The sequence below is a fragment of the Pseudodesulfovibrio indicus genome (assembly GCF_001563225.1).
Taxonomy (GTDB): Bacteria; Desulfobacterota; Desulfovibrionia; order Desulfovibrionales; family Desulfovibrionaceae; genus Pseudodesulfovibrio; species Pseudodesulfovibrio indicus.
In genome coordinates, this window is the sequence record NZ_CP014206.1 from 2,279,809 (window position 1) to 2,302,165 (window position 22,357).

The following is a 22,357-nucleotide window of genomic DNA, read 5'->3' on the forward strand; positions in this document are numbered from 1 at the left end:
CCAGACGGATCGAACCGGTATCATAGGGAAAAGGACGAAACACAATGCATGAGACCAGCCTGGGCGGCACGCTCCGCGACTACCTGACCGGCGAAGAGATAGACGAGACCACCTTCGAGGAGTTCCGTCAGCTCCTCGCGCGCCTTCTCGTGGAGGAGAAGGGATACCCCAAGGACCGGCTCAAGGCCAAGGTCCCGCTGAAATACTGCGTGGAGGGGGAGGAGTACGAGCGGATAATCGACCTCGTGCTCTATGACGGGGACGGCAGACCGCAGTTCATCGTCATGTTCTGCGCGGGGGAGGTGGCCACCTTCGAGCGCGAGACCGTGTGCGCGGCCCGGCTGGTGGACGGCGGCCCCGTTGCCTACGCCCTGGTCACGGACACCATGGACGCGACCCTGCTCGACGTGCGCACGGGCGACGAACTGGCGCGCGGCATGAACGCCGTCCCGGAATACGACCGGCTCATGGAGATGGTCGAAGCCGCTCGGATCACCCCCCTGACCGAGGAGCAGCGCGAGAAGCAGACCCGCGTCTTCCACGCCTATTGCGGTTTTGTCTGCGGCGACCACTGCGAGGTCTCGCTGCCGCCCATGCCGCCCATCCCGCCGAAGAAATAGGCGCCCATCCCTTTGTCGGCGGGACTGTCCCGGAGGAAAGCCCGATACCGGCTCACGACATGAGAAATCGATAAAAATCGGGGTACTCGGCCTTTATCCTGTGCAGGGCGGTCATCTCTTTCTCGATGTACATTTCCGGGGAATCCAAGGCCACGTTGCCGAGCCGGTCGTGGTCGATGTCCCGGTATATGTCGTGGTGGACAAAACGGTGTCCGAGATGGTTCATGTCGCGGAACCATTGAACCCCCGTGTCCAGGCAGACGGGGCGATCGCGGTTTTCGCCGATCAGGGCTCCCGACGGTATCAGGGCCCCAAACGGGGTTCCCGGGCCGAAAGGCATGGTGTCGGGCCGGACCTTTTCCAGGTCTATCAGTGCGCACCATTCGTTCAGGCGGCATTCGGGCAGGGGCCAGGGACGGTCTTGAAACTGCTGCGAAAGGCCGAGGTGATAGGCCCTTCTCTTGGCGGGGTCGAAATTCTTGTTGTAGATTTTCATCAGGTACGGGTAGGACGGGGTAAACTCGGCATAGCGCGTCGAGTCGCAGAGGTTGTTCTGCCCCGCCGGACACCACCAGCACTGGCCGATCTCTCCGGCTCCCGAGTGGTCCCCGATGGCCTCCAGCAAGTGGCCGACGACGTCCCCGTGGACCTCGATGTCGTTATGGATGGTCAGGGCGTATCGCGCCTCGGACCGCTCCCAGCCGTGCTGGTACCGCATGGACAGCAGGTACTCCCTGTCCGTCCTGAGTCTGCCTTCGTCCGTGGGATCTATGCCGTTCCAATACTTGGGCATGAAGTGAACCAGCCTGTCCCCGAGGAAGCGGATGAGCTTCTCCTGGCCTTTTCTTTCATACTCCGCCGTGGCCGGTTCTTCCTGAAAGTGGATCAAGCCCACATGGTGACCGGAATGTTGCAGCAGTGAAAGCAGCGAGAGCGCCGTCTGATGAGGCTTGCCAAAGACATTGATGAGGACGTCGACGTTGTTCTTCATGGAGAGGACAATACAGCGATTCATTTCACTTTATCAAGTCGGGGAGGTGAATGCCGGCCAACGTTTGCCGTCGCCCCGTTCGCCTCGGTCGCGGCTGCCACTCGGAAGTTCCGCTGCCGCCCATGCCGCCGAAGCAAGGGGAGCCGCTTACATGAAAAGGACAGGAAAAAGCCGGGTATGGGCCCGGCTTTTTCTCTTGCTATGGGAAGGGTAGGGGATCAGCAGTCCACGAAGACGATGCAGCCTTCCGGACAGGAATTCATGATGTCTCGGACCTCGTCCTCGGTGACTTCGGCCCGGCAGACATAGGGCATGTCCAGGACTTCGTCCCATTGAAACACGTCCGGGTTGAGGTCGATGCACCCCTGGCAGGAGCGGCAGTCGCCCAACTCGATGGCCACTTCACGATGCTTGGTACAGGTCTTGGTATTGCTCATGAGTAGAAAATAGTAATTAATATCATCTGTGGCAAGTCAAAAAAAAGGATTTCGACAAGCCGTGAAGAAAAGGGGCGAAGTCCCGAGAAAAGGGGTCTGACTCATTTGCCCAAGGCGCAGAGAAAGTTTTGGAGGGTCCGGGGAACCTTTTGATAAAGGTTCCCTGGCCGCCGGAGGCATTCATTTACACGTTGAACCGGAACTCGATGATGTCGCCGTCGCGGACGATGTACTCCTTGCCTTCGAGGCGCGCCTTGCCCGCTTCCTTGACCTTCTTGAAGTCGCCGTAGTGCAGGAAATCGTCGTAGCCGATGACCTCGGCGCGGATGAATCCCTTCTCGAAATCGGTGTGGATCACGCCCGCCGCCTGGGGCGCGGTGGAGCCGACGCGCAGGGGCCAGGTGCGGCATTCGTCCTCTCCTGCGGTCAGGAAGGAGATCAGCCCGAGGAGCTGGTAGGTCTTGGCGATGACCTTGTCGAGCGCGGATTCGGTGATCCCCAGGTCGGTCAGGAACAGCTCCTTTTCCTCGGGATCGTCGATCTCGGCCAGCTCGCGTTCCAGCTTGGCGGACACGGCGATGTGGGCCATGCCGTCCGCGTCCTCGGGGAGTTGCTGGTCGGCTTCCTCGCCTTCCGGGCAGTTCCAGACGTAGAGGATGGGCCGGGCGGACAGGAACTTGAACCCCCGGAGTTCGGGCAGGGCGCTGAGTTCGGCGTCCGCGCGCAGGGGCTTTTCCTCTTCCAGCAGGGCCAGCGCCCGCCTGAGTCCCGCCTCTTCCTTGGGATCGACCAGCGCCTTGTTCTTTTTGCCATCGGCTTCGAGTTTCTCCAGCCGCTTTTCGATGACCGCCAGGTCGGTGATCATCATGTCGGCCTCGATGGCCTGCCATTGCTGCTTGGGGTCGTTCATGCCCGAGAAACCGTCGAGCACGCCGATGAGACAGTCGTAGGGGCGCACCTCGTTGAGTACGCGCTCGCCCAGCCCCGCGCCCTTGCCGCCCCCGCCGGGGATGTCCAGGTATTCGATCTCGCTGTAGGTGACCTTCTTCGGGGAGAAGAGCTTGATGAGCGGGGCCAACCGTTCGTCCGGGACCTTGACCATGGCGCGGTTGCCCGCGGCGGCCGCGGCCGGGCCCGCCAGGGCCGCAAAGAGATCGGTCTTGCCGGAGCCGGAGAATCCGAAGATGGCGGTTTTCATGGGGTGCACTCCCTTGGCTGTTTTCCCCGCGCAGGGGGCTTCTCGGGTCTGGCGGAAGGTAGCAGGATTTCGGGGGAAAGCAAAGGAGAGAGGGGACGCGGGCCATTGTATGCCGCAGGTTTTTGCTTTACTGTCCCTTTCATGGGAAGGAATGTTTTTCTTATCGGCCCCCGCGCCTGCGGCAAGACCAGCGTGGGGAAGCTGCTCGCCGCATTGCTCGGCACGGAGTTCGTGGACACGGACCACGCCCTGGTGGAGCGCGTGGGCATGGACATTGCGGCCTACGTGGCGGCCCACGGCTGGGACGCTTTCCGGGACCGCGAGGCGGAGACCCTTGCGCGGGAGGCCAGGCCGGGCGGCCGGGTCATCGGCTGCGGCGGCGGCATCGTCCTGCGCCCGGAGAACCGCGAAGTGCTGGCCACCGGCGTGACCATCTATCTCAAGGCGGACGCGGAGGAGCTGGCCCGGCGGCTGAAACTCGACCCGCTGGAGGCGCAGCGCCCCTCCCTGACCGGCAAATCCCTGGCCGACGAGGTCCGCGAAGTGCTGGCCCAGCGCGCCCCTCTCTACGAGGGCTGCGCGGACCACATCGTCTCCGGCCCGGACCCGCGAACCGTCGCCGAGCTGGCGCTACAGGCCGTCAATTCCCATTCCTGAACGTTTTTGACACCTTGGGCCGTCAGGCTTATAAGCGTGAACAGCCATGCGCACTAAAATCTTTTCGCCCTACTGGTTGCCGGTCTGGTTCTTTGCCGGAGCCATCCTGATCGGCGCGCTCCTCCTGCACTTGGACGCGAGCCACCCCGGCGGCCCGCTTTCCTTCGTGGATTCCCTGTTCACGGCCACTTCCGCCATGTGCGTGACCGGGCTGGCCGTGGTGGATACCGGGTCGTATTTCTCGACCTTCGGGCTGGACGTCATTCTGGTGCTCATCCAGCTCGGCGGGCTGGGGATCATGACCTTCACCACCCTGATCATTCATCTGCTGGGCCGCCACGTCTCCCTGAACGACCGCATCGCCGTGGGCCAGTCCCTGCTGCACGACCCGTCCTTCAGCCTGCCCCGGTTCCTGGTGCGGGTCGTGGCCTGGGCCTTCTCCTTCGAGGCGCTGGGGGCGCTCTGCCTGTGGCTCATGGACCCGGTGGGGTTCAATCCGTATTCGGCGGTCTTCCATTCGATTTCGGCGTTTTGCAACGCGGGCTTCTCGCTCTATCCCGACTCCCTGACCCAGTGGGCCGGGCATGGCGGGGTGAACACCGTGTTCATAGTGCTCATCACCGCCGGCGGGCTCGGCTTCTACGTGCTCAACGAGCTGGGAACCCTGGTCTGGGCGTGGCTCACCGACCGGCGCAAGCGCAGGTCCCTGCGCGTCAGCTGGCACACCGAGGTGGTGCTCAAGACGTCCCTGACCCTGGTGGTGGCCGGGACCGTGGTCATCTTCGCGGCCGAGGGCGCGGCCGCCAACGCGCCGGACAATTTCCTGGACCATTTCTGGAACGCCCTGTTCCAGTCCGTGACCTGCCGCACGGCGGGGTTCAACACCGTGGACATCGGCGGCATGACTAACGTGTCCCTGGCCTTCATGATGCTGCTCATGCTCATCGGCGGCTCGCCCGGCTCCTGCGCGGGCGGCATCAAGACCACCACTTTCCGCGCCCTGATGGGGTTCGTCTGGGCCGAGTTCCGGGGGTGGGAACAGGTCCGCATCGGGCGGTTCGCCCTGGACCAGCGGGCCATGAACAAGGTCGTTTCGCTGGTGACCATGACCTTCATCCTGGTTGGGGCGGGGACCATGGTCCTGACCTCGCTGGAAAGCGGCGACAGCTCCTACCTCATGGCGCGCGGGGAATTCATCGCCGACATGTTCGAAACCATTTCCGCCTTCGCCACCGTGGGCCTCTCCACCGGCATGACCCCGCTGCTCGACGACTTCGAGCGGGTCACGCTGATCGTGCTCATGTTCGTGGGCAGGCTCGGTCCCATCTGGCTGCTCTCGGCCCTGCAGAGCTGGCAGACCGAGCGGCGGTACAAGGTGCCCACGTCCACGCTGCCCTTCGGCTAGGCAAGAGGAGAATCATCATGGCTCAAAGAAAGGAAATCGGCGTCATCGGGCTCGGCAAGTTCGGGTTCTCGCTGGCCAAGGCCCTGACCGAACTCGGCCACTCCGTGGTCGGCGTGGACTACGACCCGGAATATGTGCGCCGCGCCCAGGACACCATCGCCCAGGTCTACCAGGCGGACGCCACGGACGAGCGCATGCTCGGCCAGATCGGCATCAAGGAGCTGGACCGGGTCATCGTCTCCACGGGCGACTCCATGGAGGCGTCCATCCTCGTGGTCCTCAACCTCCAGGCCGTGGGCGTGAAGAACATCTGGGTCAAGGCGATCAGCGAGGCGCACGAGCGGGTGCTCTACAAACTCGGCGTGCCCTTCGTGGTCTTCCCGGAGGCGTTCGTGGCCGCCCAGATGGCCAACCGGCTGACCGCGCCCGGCCTCCAGGAATACTTCGGCCTGGGCAAGGATGTGGCCGTGCGCGAGATCATCGTCGAGAACTGGATAGGAAAGACCTTGCGCGATCTGGATTTGACCAATAGGTATCAGGTCCAGGTCATCGCCTTCCGGCTGGCTGGGGACTCGGAATTCCGGTTCGTGCCCCAGGCGGACAGGGCGTTGCAGGCCGGGGACGTTCTGGTCCTGCTCGGCCGGACCGAGGACATCATGCGCGTTGAAAAATACTAGGGAGCGGACATGAGCGGCAATACCTTCGGAGAAATCTTCAAGCTGACCACCTTCGGCGAGTCCCACGGACTGGGGCTGGGCGGCATCGTGGACGGCTGTCCCTCGGGCATCCCGCTCGACGAATCCATCCTCCAGCTGGAGTTGGACAGGCGCAAGCCGGGGCAGGGCGGGCTGGCCTCCACCACCCGCAAGGAGCCGGACCAGGTCAAGATCCTGTCCGGCGTGTTCGAGGGCAGGACCACCGGCACGCCCATCGGGTTCTACATCGAGAACACCAACCAGCGCTCCCACGATTATTCCAAGATCAAGGACGTGTTCCGGCCCGGCCACGCCGACTTTTCCTACAACGCCAAGTACGGGTTCCGGGACTACCGGGGCGGCGGGCGCTCCTCCGGGCGCGAGACCGTGTCCCGCGTGGCGGGCGGGGCCATCGCCCAGGAGCTGCTGCGGCAGGAGGGCATCTCGATCTACGCCTACACCGTGGAGTTCGGCTCCATCCCGGCGGAGGTCAAGGACATCGAGGGCGCGCAGGACAGGCCGTATTTCAGCCCGGACCCGGACATCGTGGAGACCTGGAACGAGCGGGTCATCCAGGTTCGCGACGACGAGGATTCCCTGGGCGGCGTGGTCGAGATCCGCGCCACCGGGCTGCCCGCCGGGCTCGGCGAGCCGGTCTTCGGCAAGCTCGACGCCCGCGTCGCGGCGGCGCTCATGTCCGTGGGAGCGGTCAAGGCCGTGGAGATCGGCTCCGGCGTGCAGGCCGCGCGGTCGCTGGGTAGCGAGAACAACGATCCTATCGGACCGGACGGCTTCCTGTCCAACAACGCGGGCGGCATCCTCGGCGGCATCTCGTCCGGCCAGGACGTGGTGGCCCGGGCCTACGTCAAGCCCATCGCCTCCATCCTCCAGGAACAGCAGACCGTGACCACCACGGGCGAACCGACCTTCATCATGGTCGGCGGACGCCACGACATCAGCGCCATTCCGCGCATCAATCCCGTGCTCAAGGCCATGATGGCCCTGACCATAGCGGACGTCCTCCTGCTCGACAGGCGGCTCGGCGTGCGGGACTAGAGGCAGCCCCGGCGGCCACTCGCCGGGGAGGCGTCTTCGACGGCTCAAGAACCCTTTGAAAAGGGTTCTTGAGAATCTCCCAAACTTTGTATCGCGCCTTCGGCTAGGGCGCGGGTTTGCATGAAAAAAGGCCGGTGCGATCAACGCACCGGCCTTTTTTTGCGAAGCGGCTTTCAACGTCTAATTTATTCCGGTTGTTGTTCGGCCTTGATCCCGAAAAAGAAGAACAGCACCAGGGCCGTGACCGCCCCGAGGGTGTCGCAGAGCATGTCGGTCTGGGCGTCCCAAATGTCGCCCTGGGAGCCGAGGAACTCTATGCCCGCCTCGCCGCCCGCCAGCACCGCGTACCACCATTCGAGGATCTCGTACCCGGCGGCCAGGGCCATGATGGCGAACAGGGAGAAGAGATAGACCACCGCCGGCTTGGCCAGCCGTTTGCGCGTCAGCAGCTCGGCCAAGGGGAAGGCGTAGAACCCGATCGAGTAGTGACCCACCCGGTCGAAGTGGTTGCGCTCGAACCCGAACAGGTCGGTGATGAAGTCGAAGGGGACGTTGGCGAAGGTGTAGTGCCCGCCGATGGTGTGCAGCACGAGCCAGCAACCCATGAGTCCGTATGCGAGGTTGGAGAAACGGAAAAACCGGTAGGTGGCGGCCAGGAGCAGGAACACGACCATGACCGGGATGTTCTCGGCCCACCATACGTCGCGCATGACCGGGTTCACGGCCAGCGCGGTCCATAGAATCAGGAAGAGTACGGCCAGGCCGTGGGGGAAATATCGGGAGACGGGGAACCGCCCATGGGCTACTTGAGCTTTTTCATGCGCACGGCGGTGCCGTAGCAGGAGTAGTACTTGTCGCCCTCGGGGTGGAAGGAGACGGACTCGCGGTAGCCGACGATGGCGTCGGCGTTGACGTCCACGGCCTGGGCCATGAGGCCGTAGAAGGCGTTGTCGAAGACGTAGCTGCGGCAGACGATCAGGCCGAAGGCGGACTGGATGTCCCGGCCCGGCACGTTCTCGGTGGTCACGATCTTCATCTTCCCGGCCATGTACATTTCCTTGGCCAGGGTCAACCGCTGATCGTTCCTGTTGTCGTCCTTGTCCGCGACCGGCCGTTTGGGCGAACCGAAAATAAGCGCCATGCGAGTCCCCTCGAAGTGATAACGGAATGTTGTTGCTCAGGATTTGTAGCGCACCCTGGGGGCGGGGGCAAGCCCCGGAACGATTGCTTCCGCAGGGAAGGGGAGACCGGTCGCGGTCCTCCCCTTCCTTTTCACGGCCTACCGCGCGGCAAAGGCGCGGAACACGATGCCCACGGTCGCCATCTGCGCGCTGTAGGCCGTGGCCTCGAAGATATGCGGGTCGGTCCAGCCCGCGGCCCGGGCCGCCTCCACGTCCGCCTCGGTCACGGCATCGGGGTCGGCCACCGCCTTGGCCGCGAACGCGATCAGGGCCGCGTCCTTGGGTTCGAACGCCTTGGACGGGTCCGTGTGCAGGCTCTCCACCTCGGCCTCGGTCAGCCCCATGGACTGGAGCATCGACTTGTTGAAGGTGGTGCAGAACCCGAAGCAGGCCGTGGACGCGCCCACATAGCGCAGGGCGGCCAACAGTCCGGCATCGAGGGCCTCGTCCTTCATCAGCGTCCCGGCCATGGCCATCTGGTTGGCCAGGTAGCGCGGGCTGGCGCTGTACAGCTGGATGGGCGCGGGAACGCCCACCTGGGGCGGGAAGGCCGCGTACAAATCCTTCACCCTTCCTTCGGCCTGCTCCGGGACAACGTAATCGATCTTGAACATGCTCTTCTCCTTGGTTGTAGTAGACCGGTCGTCTACATGTTGGGCACACAAAACCGCCACCGCGAAGCCGGGGTGGCGGCTACTTCAATATCTTGTCGAAAATGAATCGGTTGCAGAGTCTGAGCGGCTCCCCGTCCTTGGTCACCTTCATGCGGATGATGGCGCCGTGCCATGCCTCGACCACAAACACGGCGGTTTCCCAGGTGTCCGTGGCGGGCGGGAGGTCGCCGCTTTCCACGGCGTCGTCCAGGATATCGGCGATGGATTTGCTCATGCCGTCCAGGGCCTGGCGCAACCGGGCGCGGAACGGCTCGGACAGGTCGCCCATTTCCTGGGCCAGGTTGCCGATGGGACAGCCTCGCGTGTAGCCGTAAGACTCGAAGTGGGCCGCGAATCCGTCGAAGATGCGGCGCAGCTTGTCCAGCGGGGGGAGGCCGGGCGTGTTGCGGGCGTCGGCTATGATCTCGCGAAACGCGGAGTCGAAATGCTCCACCATCTCGATGCCGAAGGATTCCTTGTTGTCGAAATAAAAATAGAACGATCCCTTGGGAACGCCCGCCGCCTTCAGTATATCCTTCAACCCGGTGTTGTTGAACCCGCGCTCATGCACCAGGTTCGCCCCGGCCTGCAATATGCGCCGTCTCGTGTCTTCGCTCATGATGACCTCTGCCAAAGCTAATAGACCGGTCGTCTACAGCTGTCAAGGGGGAAGATGCCTCCGGCGGCCAGAGGGAAAACTTTTGAAAAAGTTTTCCCTCTGGACTCCCTTTCAAAACTTTTTAGCGCTCGCTTCGCTCGTGTCCGTGCGGTCGCGGGAGGGCGTGGGGGGATACTCTTTCAAGTGAACGAGCAGCAGCACATCTTTCTTACCCTTCAGACCTCGCGCAGCGACACAAAGAGTTTTGGGGGATGAGGGGATGGGGGGCCGGGGGCTCCCCAACAAAAAGGGCCGGTATCAACCGGCCCTTTTTGTTGGGGATACATATGGCGTCACCTTAGGGCGTGACCTTCATGACGTAGGCCTTGTCCGGGGTGAGGTATTCCTTGACCAGTTCCTGGATTTCGGCGGCGGTCACGGTCTTGGCGCGTTCGATGACGGCCTGTTCGTGATCCAGGGAGAATCCGCGCGAGAGGAGGCTTGCCGCCTCGCGGCTGCGGGAGAGCAGGGACTGGTGTTCCTGGTAGTAGTCGCCGGTCAGGATGTTCCGGGCGCGGGTCAGCTCCGCTTCGGGCAGCGGATTGGCGGCCAGGTCGGCGAGGACCTTGCGGAATCCGTCCATGGACTGGTCGATCTTGTCCGGGCCGGTGCCGATGTACAGCCCCATGAACCCGGTGTTGCGGCTCTGCCAGAGCAGGGCGGTGACGGTGTAGGCCAGCCCCTGCTTGTCGCGCAGGTCGCGGAAGAGCAGCCCGGACTGGCCGGACAGGACGGCGCGCAGCAGCTCCAGCTTGGCGGTGGCGTCCAGGTCGGTCTTGCCCGGCGCGGGGAAGGCCATGACGATGTGGGCCTGGTTGCGGTCGGGCAGGTGCAGGTCGGCCTCGCGCTCGTCGTTCCACTGCGGGGAGGAGAAGACGTATTCGCCGGTGGGCGCGGTCAGGGTCTTGGCGATGGCCTGCGCGAAGGCCTCGACGGCGGCACTGTCGAACTGGCCGCAGACGGCCAGGGTGAACGGCTGCATGGACTGGCGGCTCCAGAAGCGGATGATGTCCGTCGAGGTGAAGGACTCGACGCTTTCGGGGGTGCCGTCATGGAGCAGGGCGTAGGGGCCGGTCTTGTAGAGGAACGGGAAGAGGCGGCGGAAGGCCAGCCCCAGGGGCCGGTCCTCGCGCTGCTTGATGGACGCGATCTGGTCCTGCTTGGCGCGGGCCACCTCGGTTGCCGAGAAGGCGGGCGCGGTCAGGGTATCGCGGATGACCGGCAGGACCTTGTCCGTGAACCGGGTGGGGAACTTGGCCTCCACCGCAAACACGTTGCGGCCCGCGGTCGAACCCAGGCTGGCCGCGTAGTCGGACAGGAAGTCCTGCAATTCGGTAGCGGACATGGCGTTGGTGCCGCGCGTCAGGGCGCCCGCCGTGAGCGCGGCCAGGCCCTGCTGGTCCGGGGTCAGTTCGCCGTCGCCGCCGGTCCAGTAGAAGCTCATGGCCGTGTAGGGCAGGGTCTCGTCGGGCAGCAGCACCAGCTTGGACCCGCCGGGCAGGGCGATTTCAGTGGTGCCGGAGACGGACTCGGCGGCGGCGCTCTTCTTGACGGACGCCTTGACCGGCCAGTCCGCCCGGGTGATGGCGGCCAGCTTGTCCGCGTCCACGCCGCCGTTTTCGGGTTCGAGCACGGCCAGGGCGAGCTGGTCGGGCCGGACATACTTGTCGAAGAGATGCTTCATCTCGGCGCGGTCCGCCTGGTGCAGGGCGAAGAGGTAGTTGGTCTCCGCCTGTTCGCCGCCCTCGAAGAACTGGAAGTAGCCGAGCTTGCCCGCCAGGCCGGAAAGGGTCTCCTTGGCCAGGAACAGGGAATTCTCCAGGTTCAGCCGGGCGCGCTCGATCTCGCGGTCGGTGAAGTCCGCCGGATCGAAGGAGGCCAGCTCCTTGTTCAGCTCGGTCCAGAATTGCTCCACCTTGTCCGCGTCGAGCACGGCGTGCACGTAGAGCATGCCGCCGCGCTCCAGGGAGAGCGGGGCCACGGAGATCTCGTCCACCAGTTGGCGGTCGTACTTGAAGGTCCGGTACAGGCGCGAGGTGTCGTCGCCGCCGAGCAGCTGGCAGAGCAGCTCAAGCCCGGGAATCTCGGCAGAGGAGGAATGCGGGATGGGGAACGCCGCGCCCAGGTACACCTTGTTCCACTTGCCGGACATCTTGACCACCTGCGGCCCGCTACCCGCTTCGGGAATGGGCAGGGTCTCGGGCGGGGTGAAGGACCGGGTGTTCTCCAGGGAGCCGAGCAGCCGGTCGGCCTCGGCCAGGATCTTGTCCGGGTCCACCTTGCCGACCACGGCCAGGAGCATGGACTGCGGCTGGTAGTGGGTGGCGATGTAGTTCTTGATGTCCGCGCGGGACAGGGCGGGCACGGTCTCGCGGTAGCCGATGATCGGCCAGGCGTAGCTTGAGTCCTTCCAGACCATGGACTGGAGGGTCTTGAACAGCTTGCTGGAGGGCGTGTCCTCGCCGCGCTCAAGTTCCTCAAGGACGACTTTCTGCTCGCTCTTCAGCTCGGCGGGGTCGATGACCTGGTTGAAGGCCATGTCCGTGACCACGTCCATGCCCAGGCTCCACTGGTCGTCGGGCACTTCCACATAATAGACGGTGTAGTCGAAGCTGGTGGCCGCGTTCAGGCTGCCGCCCACGGACTCGATCTGCCGGGCGGTTTCGCCGGGGCCGCGCTTCTTGGTGCCCTTGAAGACCATGTGCTCGAGCAGATGGCTGATGCCCGCGATCTTCGGGGTTTCATAGGCGCTGCCCGCGTGGACGTAGAGGCGGACGTTGACCAGCGGAAACCGGTCGTCCTCCTTGATCAGCACGGTCAGGCCGTTCTTGAGCCTGACGATGTTCGGCGCGCCCTGCGCGTTTTCGGTCAGGTCGGGCAGGGGCGCTTCCATGGCAGGGGCCGGGGCCGGTGCGGTCTCGGTTCTTTTATTCATATGGGCGAATTCACAGCCGGCCAGGAGCAGGGAAAGTCCCGCCAGCAATAAGAGTTTTCGGAACATGGAATCAACTCCAGAGGTGTCTTGGTCATTGTTGCCTTGATCAATTGGTTGTCGGTGCGGTTAATAAGATAAGTCCGAAAGTCGGTCTGGCAACCGGAGCAGGGAAGTACCCTAACCGAGAGGCGCGGAAATGGAAATGGCAAAAGGGTCGGCTCGGCGGCGGAGGGGAGGGTGTGATTTTTTTCGCAATGTACCCAAAAAATTACAGTGGCCCGAAATCATTGGTTTGAGCGTGCAATCAATGCCTTTTTTCCCTGCCGGAAGGCTTCCGTGGCGGGTCGACGGAGTCTCTAGATGGGGTTGGAGATATTGACAAATTTCTTTTTACCGGCCTAGGTTGGCTTTGATTGTCTAGGGAGCTTCTGTGTTCAACAAAACGGAGGAATTGAATGTCCATCAGTTACGCACCAGCTGGCAAATCCGGCAAGTGGGATGGCACAATGGACTGGCTGCAAATGCTGTCCGGCGCCAGCCTGATTTTGTTCATGTGGTGTCACATGTTACTGGTTTCCAGTGTCGTCATCAGCCCCCGGCTCATGAACGGTATCGCCGAGTTCTTCGAGGCGACCGGCATGGCCCAGGTGGGCGGTCCGCTCATTTTTCTCGTCTTTCTGACGCATTTCGTGCTCGCGGCCCGGAAGATTCCCTTCCGGTTCGAGGGCCAGAAGGTCATCTGGCAGCACGCACGGATGATGCACCACGGCGACACCTGGCTGTGGGTCATCCAGGTGGTCTCCGCCATGCTGATCCTGGTCATGGGGTCCATCCACATGTGGGTGGTCCTGACCGACCTGCCCATCACCGCCGCCAAGTCAGCGGCCCGCGTCCAGACCGGTTTCTGGGCCGTGTTCTACCTCTTCCTGCTGCCGCTGGCCGAGCTCCACGTGGGCATCGGCTTCTACCGCATCGGCGTGAAGTGGGGGTTCATCAAGGATCGTGAGCGGGGCAAGTTCAAGCGCGGGGAGAACATCCTCACGCTGACCTTCATCTGTATCGGGCTGGTCACTCTGGCCCGGTTCCTGTTCTTCAGCCTCAACTAACGGAGAATATGCCATGCAGACTATCTACACCGATTTTCTCGTTGTCGGCGCAGGTCTGGCGGGCGAACGGGCGGCCGTGGAAGCGGCCGAAGCCGGATTCTCCGCCATCTGTTTGAGCCTGGTCCCGGCCCGGCGGTCCCATTCCTCCGCCGCCCAGGGCGGCATGCAGGCCTCGCTGGGCAACTCGGTCATGGGCGAGGGCGACGGTCCCGACGTCCATTTCGCCGACACCGTCAAGGGGTCCGACTGGGGCTGCGACCAGGAGGTCGCCCGCCTGTTCGCGGACACCGCCCCCATCGAGATGCGCCGCCTGGCCCATTGGGGCGTGCCCTGGAACCGCGTGGTGCCCGGCAAGTCCATCTACTACAAGGGCGGCAAGCAGTTCGAGAAGGTCGAGGCCCAGGAAAAGGAAGGGCTGATCATGGCCCGCTCCTTCGGCGGCACGGCCAAGTGGCGCACCTGCTACACCTCGGACGGCACCGGCCACGCGGTCATGTGCACCATGGACAACCGCTGCGCCGAGAAGGGCGTGGAGGTTCACGACAAAACCGAGGCCATCGGCCTGATCCAGGACGGCGAGACCTGCTACGGCGTGGTCGCCCGCTGCCTGCGCACCGGCGAGCTGCGCGTCTACCTGTCCAAGGCGACCATGATCGCCTCGGGCGGCTTCGGGCGCATCTATCCGAACACCACCAACGCGGTCATCTGCGACGGCGGGGCGCATACCCTGTGCATCGGGACCGGCGTGGTTCCCATGGGCAACATGGAGGCGGTCCAGTTCCATCCCACCGGCATCGTGCCCACCGACATCCTGGTCACCGAGGGTTGCCGGGGCGACGGCGGCACCCTGCTCGACGTGGACGAAAAGCGGTTCATGGACATCTACGAGCCGGAAAAGGCCGAGCTGGCCTCCCGCGACGTGGTCTCCCGCTGGATGACCCACCACATGCGCGAAGGCCATGGCGTGAAATCGCCCTACGGCGAGCACCTGTGGCTCGACATCCGCCACCTGGGAGAGGAGCACATCACCGGCAAGCTCCGCGAGGTCTACGAGATCTGTACCTCCTTCCTGGGCGTGGACCCCATCCATCAACTCATCCCCGTGCGCCCCACCCAGCACTATTCCATGGGCGGCGTGCGCACCAACAAGGACGGCGCGGCCTACGGCCTCAAGGGGCTGTTCGCGGCGGGCGAGGCGGCCTGCTGGGACATGCACGGCTTCAACCGGCTGGGCGGCAACTCCCTGGCCGAGACCGTGGTCGCGGGCGGCATCATCGGCCGCAAGGTCGCCGAATACCTGGCCGGGTGCGAGACCGAGTTCAAGACCGCGCTCATCAATGACGAGGTCAGGAAGCAGCAGACGCGCATCGACGACCTGATCAGCGGCGCCAACGGCTCCGAGAACGTCTACAAGGTCCGGGCCGCCATGCAGGACGCCCTGCACAAGGGCGCGAACATCTTCCGCACCCAGGACGGCCTCGAAAAATGCGTGGCCTCCCTGCAGGAGACCCTGATCCGCGCCAAGAAGGTCGGGCTGCGTTCCAACGGCAAGGGCGTGAACCCCGAGCTGGCCGCCGCCCTCAAGCTGGAAGGCCAGGTCAGGATGGCTCTGATGGTCGCCTACGGCGCGCTCATGCGCACCGAGTCGCGCGGGTCGCACAACCGCGAGGATTTCCCCGCGCGCAACGACCGCGACTGGCTGACCCGCACCCTGGCCTACTGGAAGAAGCCGGACGACACCCTGCCGACGCTGGAATACGAACCGGCCACCTCCGTTGTCGAGATTCCTCCGGGAGACCGTGGCTACGGCAAGTCCGAAATCATCAGCGCCGACGACAAGAAGGAATAGCCCATGTCCAGATTATTGAAATTCAACATCTTCCGCTACAATCCCGAGGACGAGCAGTCCACGCCGCACATGCAGGAGTTCGTGCTGGAAGAGACCGACGCCATGACCCTGTTCATCGCGCTCAACCGCATCCGCGAGGAGCAGGACCCGTCGCTGCAGTTCGACTTCTGCTGCCGTGCGGGCATCTGCGGCTCCTGCGGCATGGTCATCAACGGCCGTCCCGGCCTGGCTTGCCACACCAAGACCAAGGACCTGCCGGGCGAGATCACGCTTCTGCCCCTGCCGGTCTTCAAGCTGGTGGGCGACCTGTCCGTGGATACCGGCACCTGGTTCCGCGAGATGTACACCAAGACCGAGTCCTGGATTCATACCAACAAGGTGTTCGATCCCACCGCGTTGGAAGAGCGCATGGACAACAAGGACGCCGTGGCCATCTATGAGCTGGAGCGGTGCGTGGAATGCGGCTGCTGCATCTCGGCCTGCGGCACCGCGCGGCTGCGCGAGGACTTCATGGGCGCCGCGGCCCTCAACCGCGTGGCCCGGTTCCTCATCGACCCGCGCGACCAGCGGACCGAACGCGACTATTACGAGATCATCGGCAACGACATGGGCATCTTCGGCTGCATGGGCCTGCTGGCCTGCGAAGACGTCTGCCCCAAGCACCTGCCGCTGCAAAACCAGCTCGGCTTCCTGCGCCGCAAGATGGGCATCACGTCCCTCAAGCGGATCTTTAAGAAATAGGAAGCCTCAAGCGGCCGGGGGAAGGGGAGAGGGAAACCCTTTGAAAAGGGTTATCCCTCTCCCCTTCCCCCGGACCCCCATCCCCTCTCCCTTCCCAAACTTTTTGGGTCGCTTCGCGAAAGGGGGGGGCGGCTGCCTGAAGGGCATTGGTTCATTGAAGTAAGACATACGCGCTCGCACGGTTTCGAGCGAAGCGAGCGACAAAGAGTTTTGAAGGGGAGTCCAGAGGGGGAACTTTTTCAAAAGGTTCCCCTCTGGCCGCCGGAGGCATCAACCGGAGGCATCATTATGCGAGAGATACAAGGTTCGGATATTGTGGAAGCCGTGGCCGCCATGTGCATGAAGGCGAACACGGAATTGCCGCAGGACGTCCGCGCGAAATTCGAGCGGGCCATGGCCGAGGAGACCTCTCCGTCGGCCAAGGAGGTCCTGCGCCAGTTGCTGGAGAATGCGGATTTGTCCATGGAGACGAAGCTGCCGCTGTGCCAGGACTGCGGGCTGGCCGTGTTTTACGTGGAGGTCGGCGACGACTGCAAGGTGGTCGGCGGCAACCTGCGCGAGCTGATCAACGAGGGTGTGCGCAAGGGATATGCCGACGGCTACCTGCGCAAGTCTTCGTGCGATCCGCTGACCCGCGCCAACACCGGCGACGGCACCCCGGCGATCATCCATTTCGACATGGTCCCGGGCGACAAGCTCAAGATCGCCTACATGGCCAAGGGCGGCGGCGCGGAGAACATGTCCCGCGTGACCATGCTCGCCCCGGCCCAGGGTTGGGAGGGCATCAAGCAGTTCGTGGTCAACCGCGTGGCCGAGGCCGGGCCGAACCCGTGCCCGCCCACGATCATCGGCGTGGGCATCGGCGGAACCTTCGAGCACGCGGCCAAGATCGCCAAGAAGACGCTCTTGCGCAAGCTGGACGACGTTCATCCGGACCCCAAGGTCGCGGCCATGGAGAAGGAGCTTGAGGACGCGGTGAACGCGCTCGGCATCGGCCCCATGGGGCTGGGCGGCAAGACCACGGTGCTGGGCGTGAAGATCGCCCTGGAGCCGTGCCACCTGGCCAGTCTTCCGCTGGCGGTCAACGTCCAGTGTCATTCCCAGCGTCACGAGGAGGTGGAACTCTAATGGCTGAATACAGACTGAACACTCCGCTGACGGACGAGGACATCGAGCAGCTGAAGGCCGGGGACGTGGTCTTCCTGACCGGCACCATCCACTCGGCGCGCGACGCGGCCCACAAGAAGCTGATGGACCTGCTGGACGCGGGCAAGGAGCTGCCCTTTGAACTGGAAGGCTCGGCCATCTACTACGTCGGTCCTTCCCCGGCCCCTCCGGGCAGGCCCATCGGGTCCGCCGGGCCGACCACCAGCTACCGCATGGATACCTATGCCCCCAGGCTCCATTCCCTGGGCATGAAGGCGTCCATCGGCAAGGGCAAGCGGTCGGACGAGGTCAAGGAGGCGATGAAGCAGTATAAGGGCGTGTACTTCGGGGCCACGGGCGGCGCGGGCGCGCTGCTCTCCAACTCCATCGTGGAGTCCACGGTCATCGCTTTCGAGGAATTGGGACCGGAGGCGATCCGGGCCATGAAGGTCAAGGATTTCCCCCTGCTGGTCATCAACGACTGCCACGGCGGTGAATTGTACGTCAAACCGAAGCTTGACACAGCCGGGTAATTGATTCACGAAGGGGCTGGGCGCAGGGCGCCCGGCCTCAAGGATTTTGTTCTGATTGAGGTGAACTAAAGTTCAGGAAATCAGAGGTTTGTCATGGAAAAAACGTACTTTGAAGATGTGGATTGCCACAAGGACGACAAGAAGGACGAGAAGCTCTACACACCGTATCCCGGTGCGGATGAGAAGTATGACGACGGTTCCGATTGGCGTCTGTACAATCCCGACAAATATCGCGACCCGAACTGGTCACCGGATAAGGAATAAACCAAAGGGGCCTCGCGGCCCCTTCTTCTTTGTTCCAGTTATTCCGCCCGGTTCCCCGGGCAGCTCCCGCTCCGCACTCCCCGATTCCACCTAGTCCAGCTGTCCCTCGAACATCATGTCGAACTGGCTCTTGCCGCTCGGCCCGGAGGCCTTCATGTCCTTGAGCGCCCGGTTGAGGCGCGCAATGAGGTTGTCGTCGGTGTCCTTGCTGAAGGCGAAGTAGAGCGGTTCCTCGTCAAAGGTGAAGCAGATCTCGTAGTCGTCCTTGCTCATGCCGAGTCCCTCCATGAGGCAGGGCGCGCCGAGCTGGGTGAAGGCGAACAGGTCCACTTCGCCCTTGTCGAGACTGCGCAGGGCCTGGACGTGGCTGGGATGACGCTCCAGCTTGTCCTTGTCCACGCCCCCGGCCAGCAGGCTCTTCTCGGGGCGGCTCCAGCGCACGGTGGCGATGCGATAGCCGTTCAGCTGCTCCCTGGTGGGGATGAACAGCTTGTCCCGCTTGCGGCCGATGAGCACGATCTTGGACGTGACCACCGGGCCGACCCATTTGAACAGTTGCTCGGAGTCGGGCGTGCGTTGGGCGTTGAGCATGATCCGCTCCGGCCCGCGCACCGTGTTCTCGAAGGCGTAGGTCCAGGACATGAGCTTGATCCGGTCCTCGTCGAGGGGGATGCCGCACATGTTCATGATGGTGGTCAGAGTGGATACCGCCATGCCCTTGACTGTCAGCCCGGAGCTGACGCAGTAGGGCGGGTAGGGCGGTGCCAGGGCGATAAAGTTCTCACCCCATGCGGGCAGTGCGCCGAAGACAAGAAAGGCGGTGAGAATAAGGCTTGTGAATATGCATTTCATAGTGGGTCAATCCGTTGACTTTGCTTACCAAAATGCTCTCAAGTTAGCAATATTCGTACCATGGAAAAACGCACTTTTTTCCCGGTTCGCCCGGCTTGTTCAACTTCCATGTTGACACTGTTCCGATAATAGTTATTGTTAGATTGTACATGGCCCGTTTCGCTGATGGAACGTTTCCACCCGGCGGCTCGGGCGGACCGCATGGTACATGCATATTCTCCTCTTCTTGCCCCTTGAGGACCGGATTGATCCCCGGTCCTCTTTTTTTGCCTGGAACGCCGGGTGGTTCCGTGACGATATTCCTTTTCCATTCTTGGGCTTACGCCCTTGCAAGGCAGTTGAATTCGGAGTATCCCAAATGACTTCAAGGAGTGTATCATGTCCGACAAATACGCCCGGAGAATGGGCACCGTGCACCGTTCGTTCATCCGGGAGATTCTCAAAGTCACGGCTGATCCCGAAATCATTTCCTTTGCGGGCGGTCTGCCCAATCCCGAACTCTTCCCCGTCGCCGCCATGAACTCGGCCTCGCGCGCGGTTTTCGAGGATATCGGCGCGAGCGCACTGCAGTATTCCACCACCGAGGGCGACGCGGGTTGCGGGCGATCATCGCCAAGCGCTACCTGGAGCGCGGCCTGACCGTGGACCCCGACGCCATCCTGGTGACCACCGGTTCGCAGCAGATTCTCGACATATGCGCCAAGGTCTTCCTGGACAAGGGGGACAAGGTGGTCATCGAGCGGCCCGGCTACCTGGGCGCCATCCAGGCTTTTTCCATCTTCGAGCCGGAATTCGTGACCGTCTCCCTGGAGGACGACGGCCCGAACCTGGTCGAGCTGGAAGCGGCCTTCAAGGACGGGGCCAAGTGTTTTTACGCCGTGCCCAACTTCCAGAATCCGTCCGGCGTGAGCTACTCCCTGGAGAAGCGCAAGGCCGTGGCGGCCCTGACCGACAAGTACGACGTGCTCTTCGTCGAGGACGATCCGTACGGCGAGCTGCGCTTTCTGGGCGAGCACCTGCCCAGCGTCTATGCCTTCTGCAAGAAGCCCGGCATCCTGTGCGGCTCCTTCTCCAAGATCGCCGCGCCCGGCTTCCGCATCGGCTGGGTGGTCGCCCCGGACAAGGGCGTCTACGACAAGCTGGTCATCGCCAAGCAGGCCGCGGACCTGCCCCGCGTCCGCGGTGCCACCGGCGGTGACAAGCTGGTCATCGCCAAGCAGGCCGCGGACCTGCACACCTCCACGGTATCCCAGGCGATCATGCGCCGCTATCTGGAGACCAACGACATCGAGGCCCACGTGGCGCTGATCAAGGAGCGGTACGGCCGCCAGCGCGAGTGCATGGTGGAGATGATCGGCAGGTACTTCCCGGACGCGGTGACCATCACCAAGCCGGAGGGCGGCATGTTCCTGTGGGCGACCATGCCCGAAGGGTGCTCCAGCATGGATCTGTTCGACATGGCCATCAAGGACAAGGTCGCCTTCGTGCCCGGCAGGCCGTTCTACGTGGACGGCTCCGGCGAGAACACGCTGCGCCTCAACTTCTCCAACTCCGATGAAGCCCGGATCGAGGAGGGCATCAAGCGGCTGGGCAAGTCCATCGGATCGTTCCTGAAGTAACGCGCCTGGTCGGAGGGACGCCCGGCGCTCAAGATACCAAGGTTGGTTTGTATGTCTCAGCACATTGTTGTCATCGGCGGCGTGGCCCTCGGGCCCAAGGCCGCCTGCCGCTTCAAGCGGCTGGAGCCAGGCTCCAAGGTTACCATGATCGACCAGACCGCCATGATCTCCTATGGCGGTTGCGGCATTCCCTATTACGTCTCCGGCGACGTCTCCGACGCCTCGGAACTCTGCACCACCAGCTTCCACATGATGCGCGACCCCAAGTTCTTCAAGGAAGTGAAAGGGGTGGACGTCCAGATCCTGACCAAGGCCACGCGCATCGATCGAGAGAAGAAGTGCGTGGAAGTGGAGAACGTCCAGACCGGCGAGAAGGCGTGCATCGGCTACGACAAGCTGGTCATCGCCACCGGGGCCTCCCCGCGCAGGCTGGGCTTGCCGGGCGAAGACCTCAAGGGCGTGAACTACGTGGCCAATCCCGGGGACGCCACCCGCATCCGCGAGGCCATCTCCAAGGGTGAGGTGGGCAACGCGGTGATCATCGGCGCGGGCTTCATCGGCCTGGAAATGGCCGAGGCGTTCGCCGACATGTGGGGCGTGGAGACCTCGGTGGTCGAGATCACCGGCCAGATCATGCCCCGGCTGGTCAGTCCGGCCCTGGCGACCATGGGCCAGAAGCACATGGAAGAGAACGGCGTGAGCTTCTACTTCGGCGAGACCGTCCAGGCCATCGAGGGCGAGGACGGCGTGGTCAAGCGCGTGGTCACCGACAAGCGCGTGCTCGACGCGGACGCCGTGATCATCTCGGCGGGCGTGGTCCCCAATTCCGACCTGGCCAGGGACGCCGGGCTGGCCGTGCACGAGCGCGGCGGGGTGTTCGTCGACGAGTTCATGCGCACCAACGATCCGGACATCTATGCGGGCGGCGACTGCTGCATCGTGAAGAATCTCATTACCGGCACGGATGCCTTCCTGCCGCTCGGCTCCATGGCCAACCGCCAGGGACGGATCATCGGCACCAACCTGGCCGGCGGGACCGCCAAATTCGACGGTGTGGTCGGCTCCTTCGTGGTCAAGCTCTTCGAGACCTCCATGGCGGGCACGGGTTTGAGCCTGGAGTCCGCCAAGGCGGCGGGATTCGACGCCATGTCCGTGCTGCTCATCCAGCTGGACCGCGCCCATTTCTATCCCACCAAGGAACTGATGACCCTGGAGATGGTCGTGGACAAGGCCACCCGCCGCGTGCTTGGCGTGCAGGGGTTCGGCTCCTCCGGCGACGCCATGGTCGGGCGCATCAACGCGGTGGCCGCGCTGCTCAAGTCCGCGCCGACCATCGACGACGTCTCCAACATGGAGCTGGCCTATTCCCCGCCGTTCGCCGCGGCCATGGACATCCTCAATACCCTGGCCAACCTGGCGGACAACGCCCTGCGCGGCATCAACCGGGGCGTGGGACCCGCCGGGTTCAAGGAGCTGTGGGAGAACCGCGACAAGGAAGCCTGCTTCTTCCTGGATTGCCGGGAACGGGGCGACGCCGATCCGCTGGTGGAACGAAACCCGGAATTCTGGCACAATGTGCCCCAGGGCGAGATCTACGACCGGTTGGACGAGATTCCGGCCGACCAGCCCATCGTGCTGATCTGCAACACCGGGGCGCGTTCCTACGAGGCGCAGATCATGCTCGACGAAAAGGGCTACAAGAACGTGACCAACATCCACGGCGGCATGGCGGCCATCAGGAAGTACGGAATAGACCTCTAG

The 22,357-nt window shown here is 63.5% G+C and carries 21 protein-coding genes and 1 pseudogene; 13 read left to right on the forward strand and 9 right to left on the reverse strand.

All coding sequences use genetic code 11. From position 1 onward, the window contains the following. Positions 1–44: 44 nt before the first annotated feature. Positions 45–620 (forward strand): type I restriction enzyme HsdR N-terminal domain-containing protein, encoded by a 576-nt coding sequence (locus tag AWY79_RS10075; protein ID WP_066803141.1) that lies wholly within the window; start codon positions 45–47, stop codon positions 618–620. Positions 621–672: 52 nt separating this feature from the next. On the opposite strand, the gene AWY79_RS10080 is transcribed toward AWY79_RS10075, so the two are convergent. The 3 genes from AWY79_RS10080 to AWY79_RS10090 all read right to left on the reverse strand — a co-directional run bounded on the left by AWY79_RS10080 (position 673) and on the right by AWY79_RS10090 (position 3,246). After that, positions 673–1,611, reverse strand: a complete 939-nt coding sequence (locus tag AWY79_RS10080) for a hypothetical protein (RefSeq protein ID WP_066803144.1) — start codon at positions 1,609–1,611, stop codon at positions 673–675. A 218-nt stretch (positions 1,612–1,829) separates the two neighbouring features. Further along, a complete protein-coding gene (locus AWY79_RS10085; protein ID WP_066803147.1) occupies positions 1,830–2,048 on the reverse strand; it encodes a 4Fe-4S domain-containing protein in 219 nt (72 codons plus the stop codon). A gap of 184 nt (positions 2,049–2,232) precedes the next feature. Beyond that, a complete protein-coding gene (locus tag AWY79_RS10090) occupies positions 2,233–3,246 on the reverse strand; it encodes a DUF933 domain-containing protein (RefSeq protein ID WP_066803151.1) in 1,014 nt (337 codons plus the stop codon). Positions 3,247–3,387: 141 nt separating this feature from the next. On the opposite strand from AWY79_RS10090, the gene aroL reads away from it, so the two are divergent. From aroL to aroC, 4 genes are read left to right on the forward strand one after another with little or no spacing between them, the layout of a single operon-like run. After that, positions 3,388–3,903 (forward strand): shikimate kinase AroL, encoded by a 516-nt coding sequence (gene aroL, locus AWY79_RS10095; RefSeq protein ID WP_066803161.1) that lies wholly within the window; start codon positions 3,388–3,390, stop codon positions 3,901–3,903. Positions 3,904–3,949: 46 nt separating this feature from the next. Then, complete coding sequence (locus AWY79_RS10100) at positions 3,950–5,308, forward strand: TrkH family potassium uptake protein (protein ID WP_066803163.1); 1,359 nt, start codon at positions 3,950–3,952, stop codon at positions 5,306–5,308. A 17-nt stretch (positions 5,309–5,325) separates the two neighbouring features. After that, positions 5,326–5,985: a potassium channel family protein gene (locus AWY79_RS10105; protein ID WP_066803166.1), complete on the forward strand. Its 660-nt coding sequence runs from the start codon at positions 5,326–5,328 to the stop codon at positions 5,983–5,985. A 9-nt stretch (positions 5,986–5,994) separates the two neighbouring features. Then, positions 5,995–7,059 (forward strand): chorismate synthase, encoded by a 1,065-nt coding sequence (aroC, locus tag AWY79_RS10110; protein WP_066803169.1) that lies wholly within the window; start codon positions 5,995–5,997, stop codon positions 7,057–7,059. A gap of 185 nt (positions 7,060–7,244) precedes the next feature. Here aroC and AWY79_RS10115 read toward each other — a convergent pair whose 3' ends face one another. From AWY79_RS10115 to AWY79_RS10135, 5 genes are all read right to left on the reverse strand, one after another. Beyond that, entirely contained in the window at positions 7,245–7,820 is a 576-nt protein-coding gene (locus tag AWY79_RS10115) for a DUF2238 domain-containing protein (protein WP_066807167.1), read from the reverse strand. A 41-nt stretch (positions 7,821–7,861) separates the two neighbouring features. Then, positions 7,862–8,200: a YbjQ family protein gene (locus tag AWY79_RS10120; protein ID WP_066803171.1), complete on the reverse strand. Its 339-nt coding sequence runs from the start codon at positions 8,198–8,200 to the stop codon at positions 7,862–7,864. 138 nt (positions 8,201–8,338) lie between these two features. Beyond that, positions 8,339–8,854, reverse strand: coding sequence for a carboxymuconolactone decarboxylase family protein (locus AWY79_RS10125; RefSeq protein WP_066803174.1), 516 nt, complete (start codon positions 8,852–8,854; stop codon positions 8,339–8,341). Positions 8,855–8,933: 79 nt separating this feature from the next. Further along, positions 8,934–9,512: a TetR/AcrR family transcriptional regulator gene (locus AWY79_RS10130; protein WP_066803177.1), complete on the reverse strand. Its 579-nt coding sequence runs from the start codon at positions 9,510–9,512 to the stop codon at positions 8,934–8,936. 337 nt (positions 9,513–9,849) lie between these two features. Further along, positions 9,850–12,552 (reverse strand): M16 family metallopeptidase, encoded by a 2,703-nt coding sequence (locus AWY79_RS10135; RefSeq protein WP_078063749.1) that lies wholly within the window; start codon positions 12,550–12,552, stop codon positions 9,850–9,852. Between the two features lie 389 nt (positions 12,553–12,941). Between AWY79_RS10135 and AWY79_RS10140 the strand changes: the two genes are divergently transcribed. The 6 genes from AWY79_RS10140 to AWY79_RS19115 all read left to right on the forward strand — a co-directional run bounded on the left by AWY79_RS10140 (position 12,942) and on the right by AWY79_RS19115 (position 18,125). Then, the gene (locus AWY79_RS10140) at positions 12,942–13,592 is read left to right on the forward strand and encodes a succinate dehydrogenase/fumarate reductase transmembrane subunit (RefSeq protein ID WP_066803180.1); all 651 of its coding nucleotides are present in this window, start codon (positions 12,942–12,944) and stop codon (positions 13,590–13,592) included. Between the two features lie 13 nt (positions 13,593–13,605). Then, the gene (locus AWY79_RS10145) at positions 13,606–15,441 is read left to right on the forward strand and encodes a fumarate reductase flavoprotein subunit (protein WP_066803183.1); all 1,836 of its coding nucleotides are present in this window, start codon (positions 13,606–13,608) and stop codon (positions 15,439–15,441) included. Between the two features lie 3 nt (positions 15,442–15,444). After that, complete coding sequence (locus AWY79_RS10150) at positions 15,445–16,182, forward strand: fumarate reductase iron-sulfur subunit (protein WP_066803186.1); 738 nt, start codon at positions 15,445–15,447, stop codon at positions 16,180–16,182. A 288-nt stretch (positions 16,183–16,470) separates the two neighbouring features. Beyond that, complete coding sequence (locus AWY79_RS10155; protein ID WP_066803189.1) at positions 16,471–17,310, forward strand: fumarate hydratase; 840 nt, start codon at positions 16,471–16,473, stop codon at positions 17,308–17,310. Next, a complete protein-coding gene (locus AWY79_RS10160) occupies positions 17,310–17,861 on the forward strand; it encodes a Fe-S-containing hydro-lyase (protein WP_066803193.1) in 552 nt (183 codons plus the stop codon). Before AWY79_RS10155 ends, AWY79_RS10160 begins: the two co-directional genes overlap by 1 nt. 93 nt (positions 17,862–17,954) lie before the next feature. Continuing rightward, a complete protein-coding gene (locus AWY79_RS19115; protein WP_166671385.1) occupies positions 17,955–18,125 on the forward strand; it encodes a hypothetical protein in 171 nt (56 codons plus the stop codon). A 90-nt stretch (positions 18,126–18,215) separates the two neighbouring features. On the opposite strand, the gene AWY79_RS10165 is transcribed toward AWY79_RS19115, so the two are convergent. Then, complete coding sequence (locus AWY79_RS10165; protein ID WP_066803196.1) at positions 18,216–18,977, reverse strand: substrate-binding periplasmic protein; 762 nt, start codon at positions 18,975–18,977, stop codon at positions 18,216–18,218. 378 nt (positions 18,978–19,355) lie between these two features. On the opposite strand from AWY79_RS10165, the pseudogene AWY79_RS10170 reads away from it, so the two are divergent. After that, a pseudogene (locus tag AWY79_RS10170) lies at positions 19,356–20,596 on the forward strand (aminotransferase-like domain-containing protein). Positions 20,597–20,647: 51 nt separating this feature from the next. Then, positions 20,648–22,357: an FAD-dependent oxidoreductase gene (locus AWY79_RS10175; RefSeq protein WP_066803199.1), complete on the forward strand. Its 1,710-nt coding sequence runs from the start codon at positions 20,648–20,650 to the stop codon at positions 22,355–22,357.

What these genes read in the sequence shown, in the direction of transcription:
- AWY79_RS10075 (WP_066803141.1), top strand. Translation starts at nt 45, where the DNA reads ATGCATGAGACCAGCCTGGGCGGCACGCTCCGCGACTACCTGACCGGC.
- AWY79_RS10080 (WP_066803144.1), bottom strand. Translation starts at nt 1,611, where the DNA reads ATGAAGAACAACGTCGACGTCCTCATCAATGTCTTTGGCAAGCCTCAT.
- AWY79_RS10085 (WP_066803147.1), bottom strand. Translation starts at nt 2,048, where the DNA reads ATGAGCAATACCAAGACCTGTACCAAGCATCGTGAAGTGGCCATCGAG.
- AWY79_RS10090 (WP_066803151.1), bottom strand. Translation starts at nt 3,246, where the DNA reads ATGAAAACCGCCATCTTCGGATTCTCCGGCTCCGGCAAGACCGATCTC.
- aroL (WP_066803161.1), top strand. Translation starts at nt 3,388, where the DNA reads ATGGGAAGGAATGTTTTTCTTATCGGCCCCCGCGCCTGCGGCAAGACC.
- AWY79_RS10100 (WP_066803163.1), top strand. Translation starts at nt 3,950, where the DNA reads ATGCGCACTAAAATCTTTTCGCCCTACTGGTTGCCGGTCTGGTTCTTT.
- AWY79_RS10105 (WP_066803166.1), top strand. Translation starts at nt 5,326, where the DNA reads ATGGCTCAAAGAAAGGAAATCGGCGTCATCGGGCTCGGCAAGTTCGGG.
- aroC (WP_066803169.1), top strand. Translation starts at nt 5,995, where the DNA reads ATGAGCGGCAATACCTTCGGAGAAATCTTCAAGCTGACCACCTTCGGC.
- AWY79_RS10120 (WP_066803171.1), bottom strand. Translation starts at nt 8,200, where the DNA reads ATGGCGCTTATTTTCGGTTCGCCCAAACGGCCGGTCGCGGACAAGGAC.
- AWY79_RS10125 (WP_066803174.1), bottom strand. Translation starts at nt 8,854, where the DNA reads ATGTTCAAGATCGATTACGTTGTCCCGGAGCAGGCCGAAGGAAGGGTG.
- AWY79_RS10130 (WP_066803177.1), bottom strand. Translation starts at nt 9,512, where the DNA reads ATGAGCGAAGACACGAGACGGCGCATATTGCAGGCCGGGGCGAACCTG.
- AWY79_RS10135 (WP_078063749.1), bottom strand. Translation starts at nt 12,552, where the DNA reads ATGTTCCGAAAACTCTTATTGCTGGCGGGACTTTCCCTGCTCCTGGCC.
- AWY79_RS10140 (WP_066803180.1), top strand. Translation starts at nt 12,942, where the DNA reads ATGTCCATCAGTTACGCACCAGCTGGCAAATCCGGCAAGTGGGATGGC.
- AWY79_RS10145 (WP_066803183.1), top strand. Translation starts at nt 13,606, where the DNA reads ATGCAGACTATCTACACCGATTTTCTCGTTGTCGGCGCAGGTCTGGCG.
- AWY79_RS10150 (WP_066803186.1), top strand. Translation starts at nt 15,445, where the DNA reads ATGTCCAGATTATTGAAATTCAACATCTTCCGCTACAATCCCGAGGAC.
- AWY79_RS10155 (WP_066803189.1), top strand. Translation starts at nt 16,471, where the DNA reads ATGCGAGAGATACAAGGTTCGGATATTGTGGAAGCCGTGGCCGCCATG.
- AWY79_RS10160 (WP_066803193.1), top strand. Translation starts at nt 17,310, where the DNA reads ATGGCTGAATACAGACTGAACACTCCGCTGACGGACGAGGACATCGAG.
- AWY79_RS19115 (WP_166671385.1), top strand. Translation starts at nt 17,955, where the DNA reads ATGGAAAAAACGTACTTTGAAGATGTGGATTGCCACAAGGACGACAAG.
- AWY79_RS10165 (WP_066803196.1), bottom strand. Translation starts at nt 18,977, where the DNA reads ATGAAATGCATATTCACAAGCCTTATTCTCACCGCCTTTCTTGTCTTC.
- AWY79_RS10175 (WP_066803199.1), top strand. Translation starts at nt 20,648, where the DNA reads ATGTCTCAGCACATTGTTGTCATCGGCGGCGTGGCCCTCGGGCCCAAG.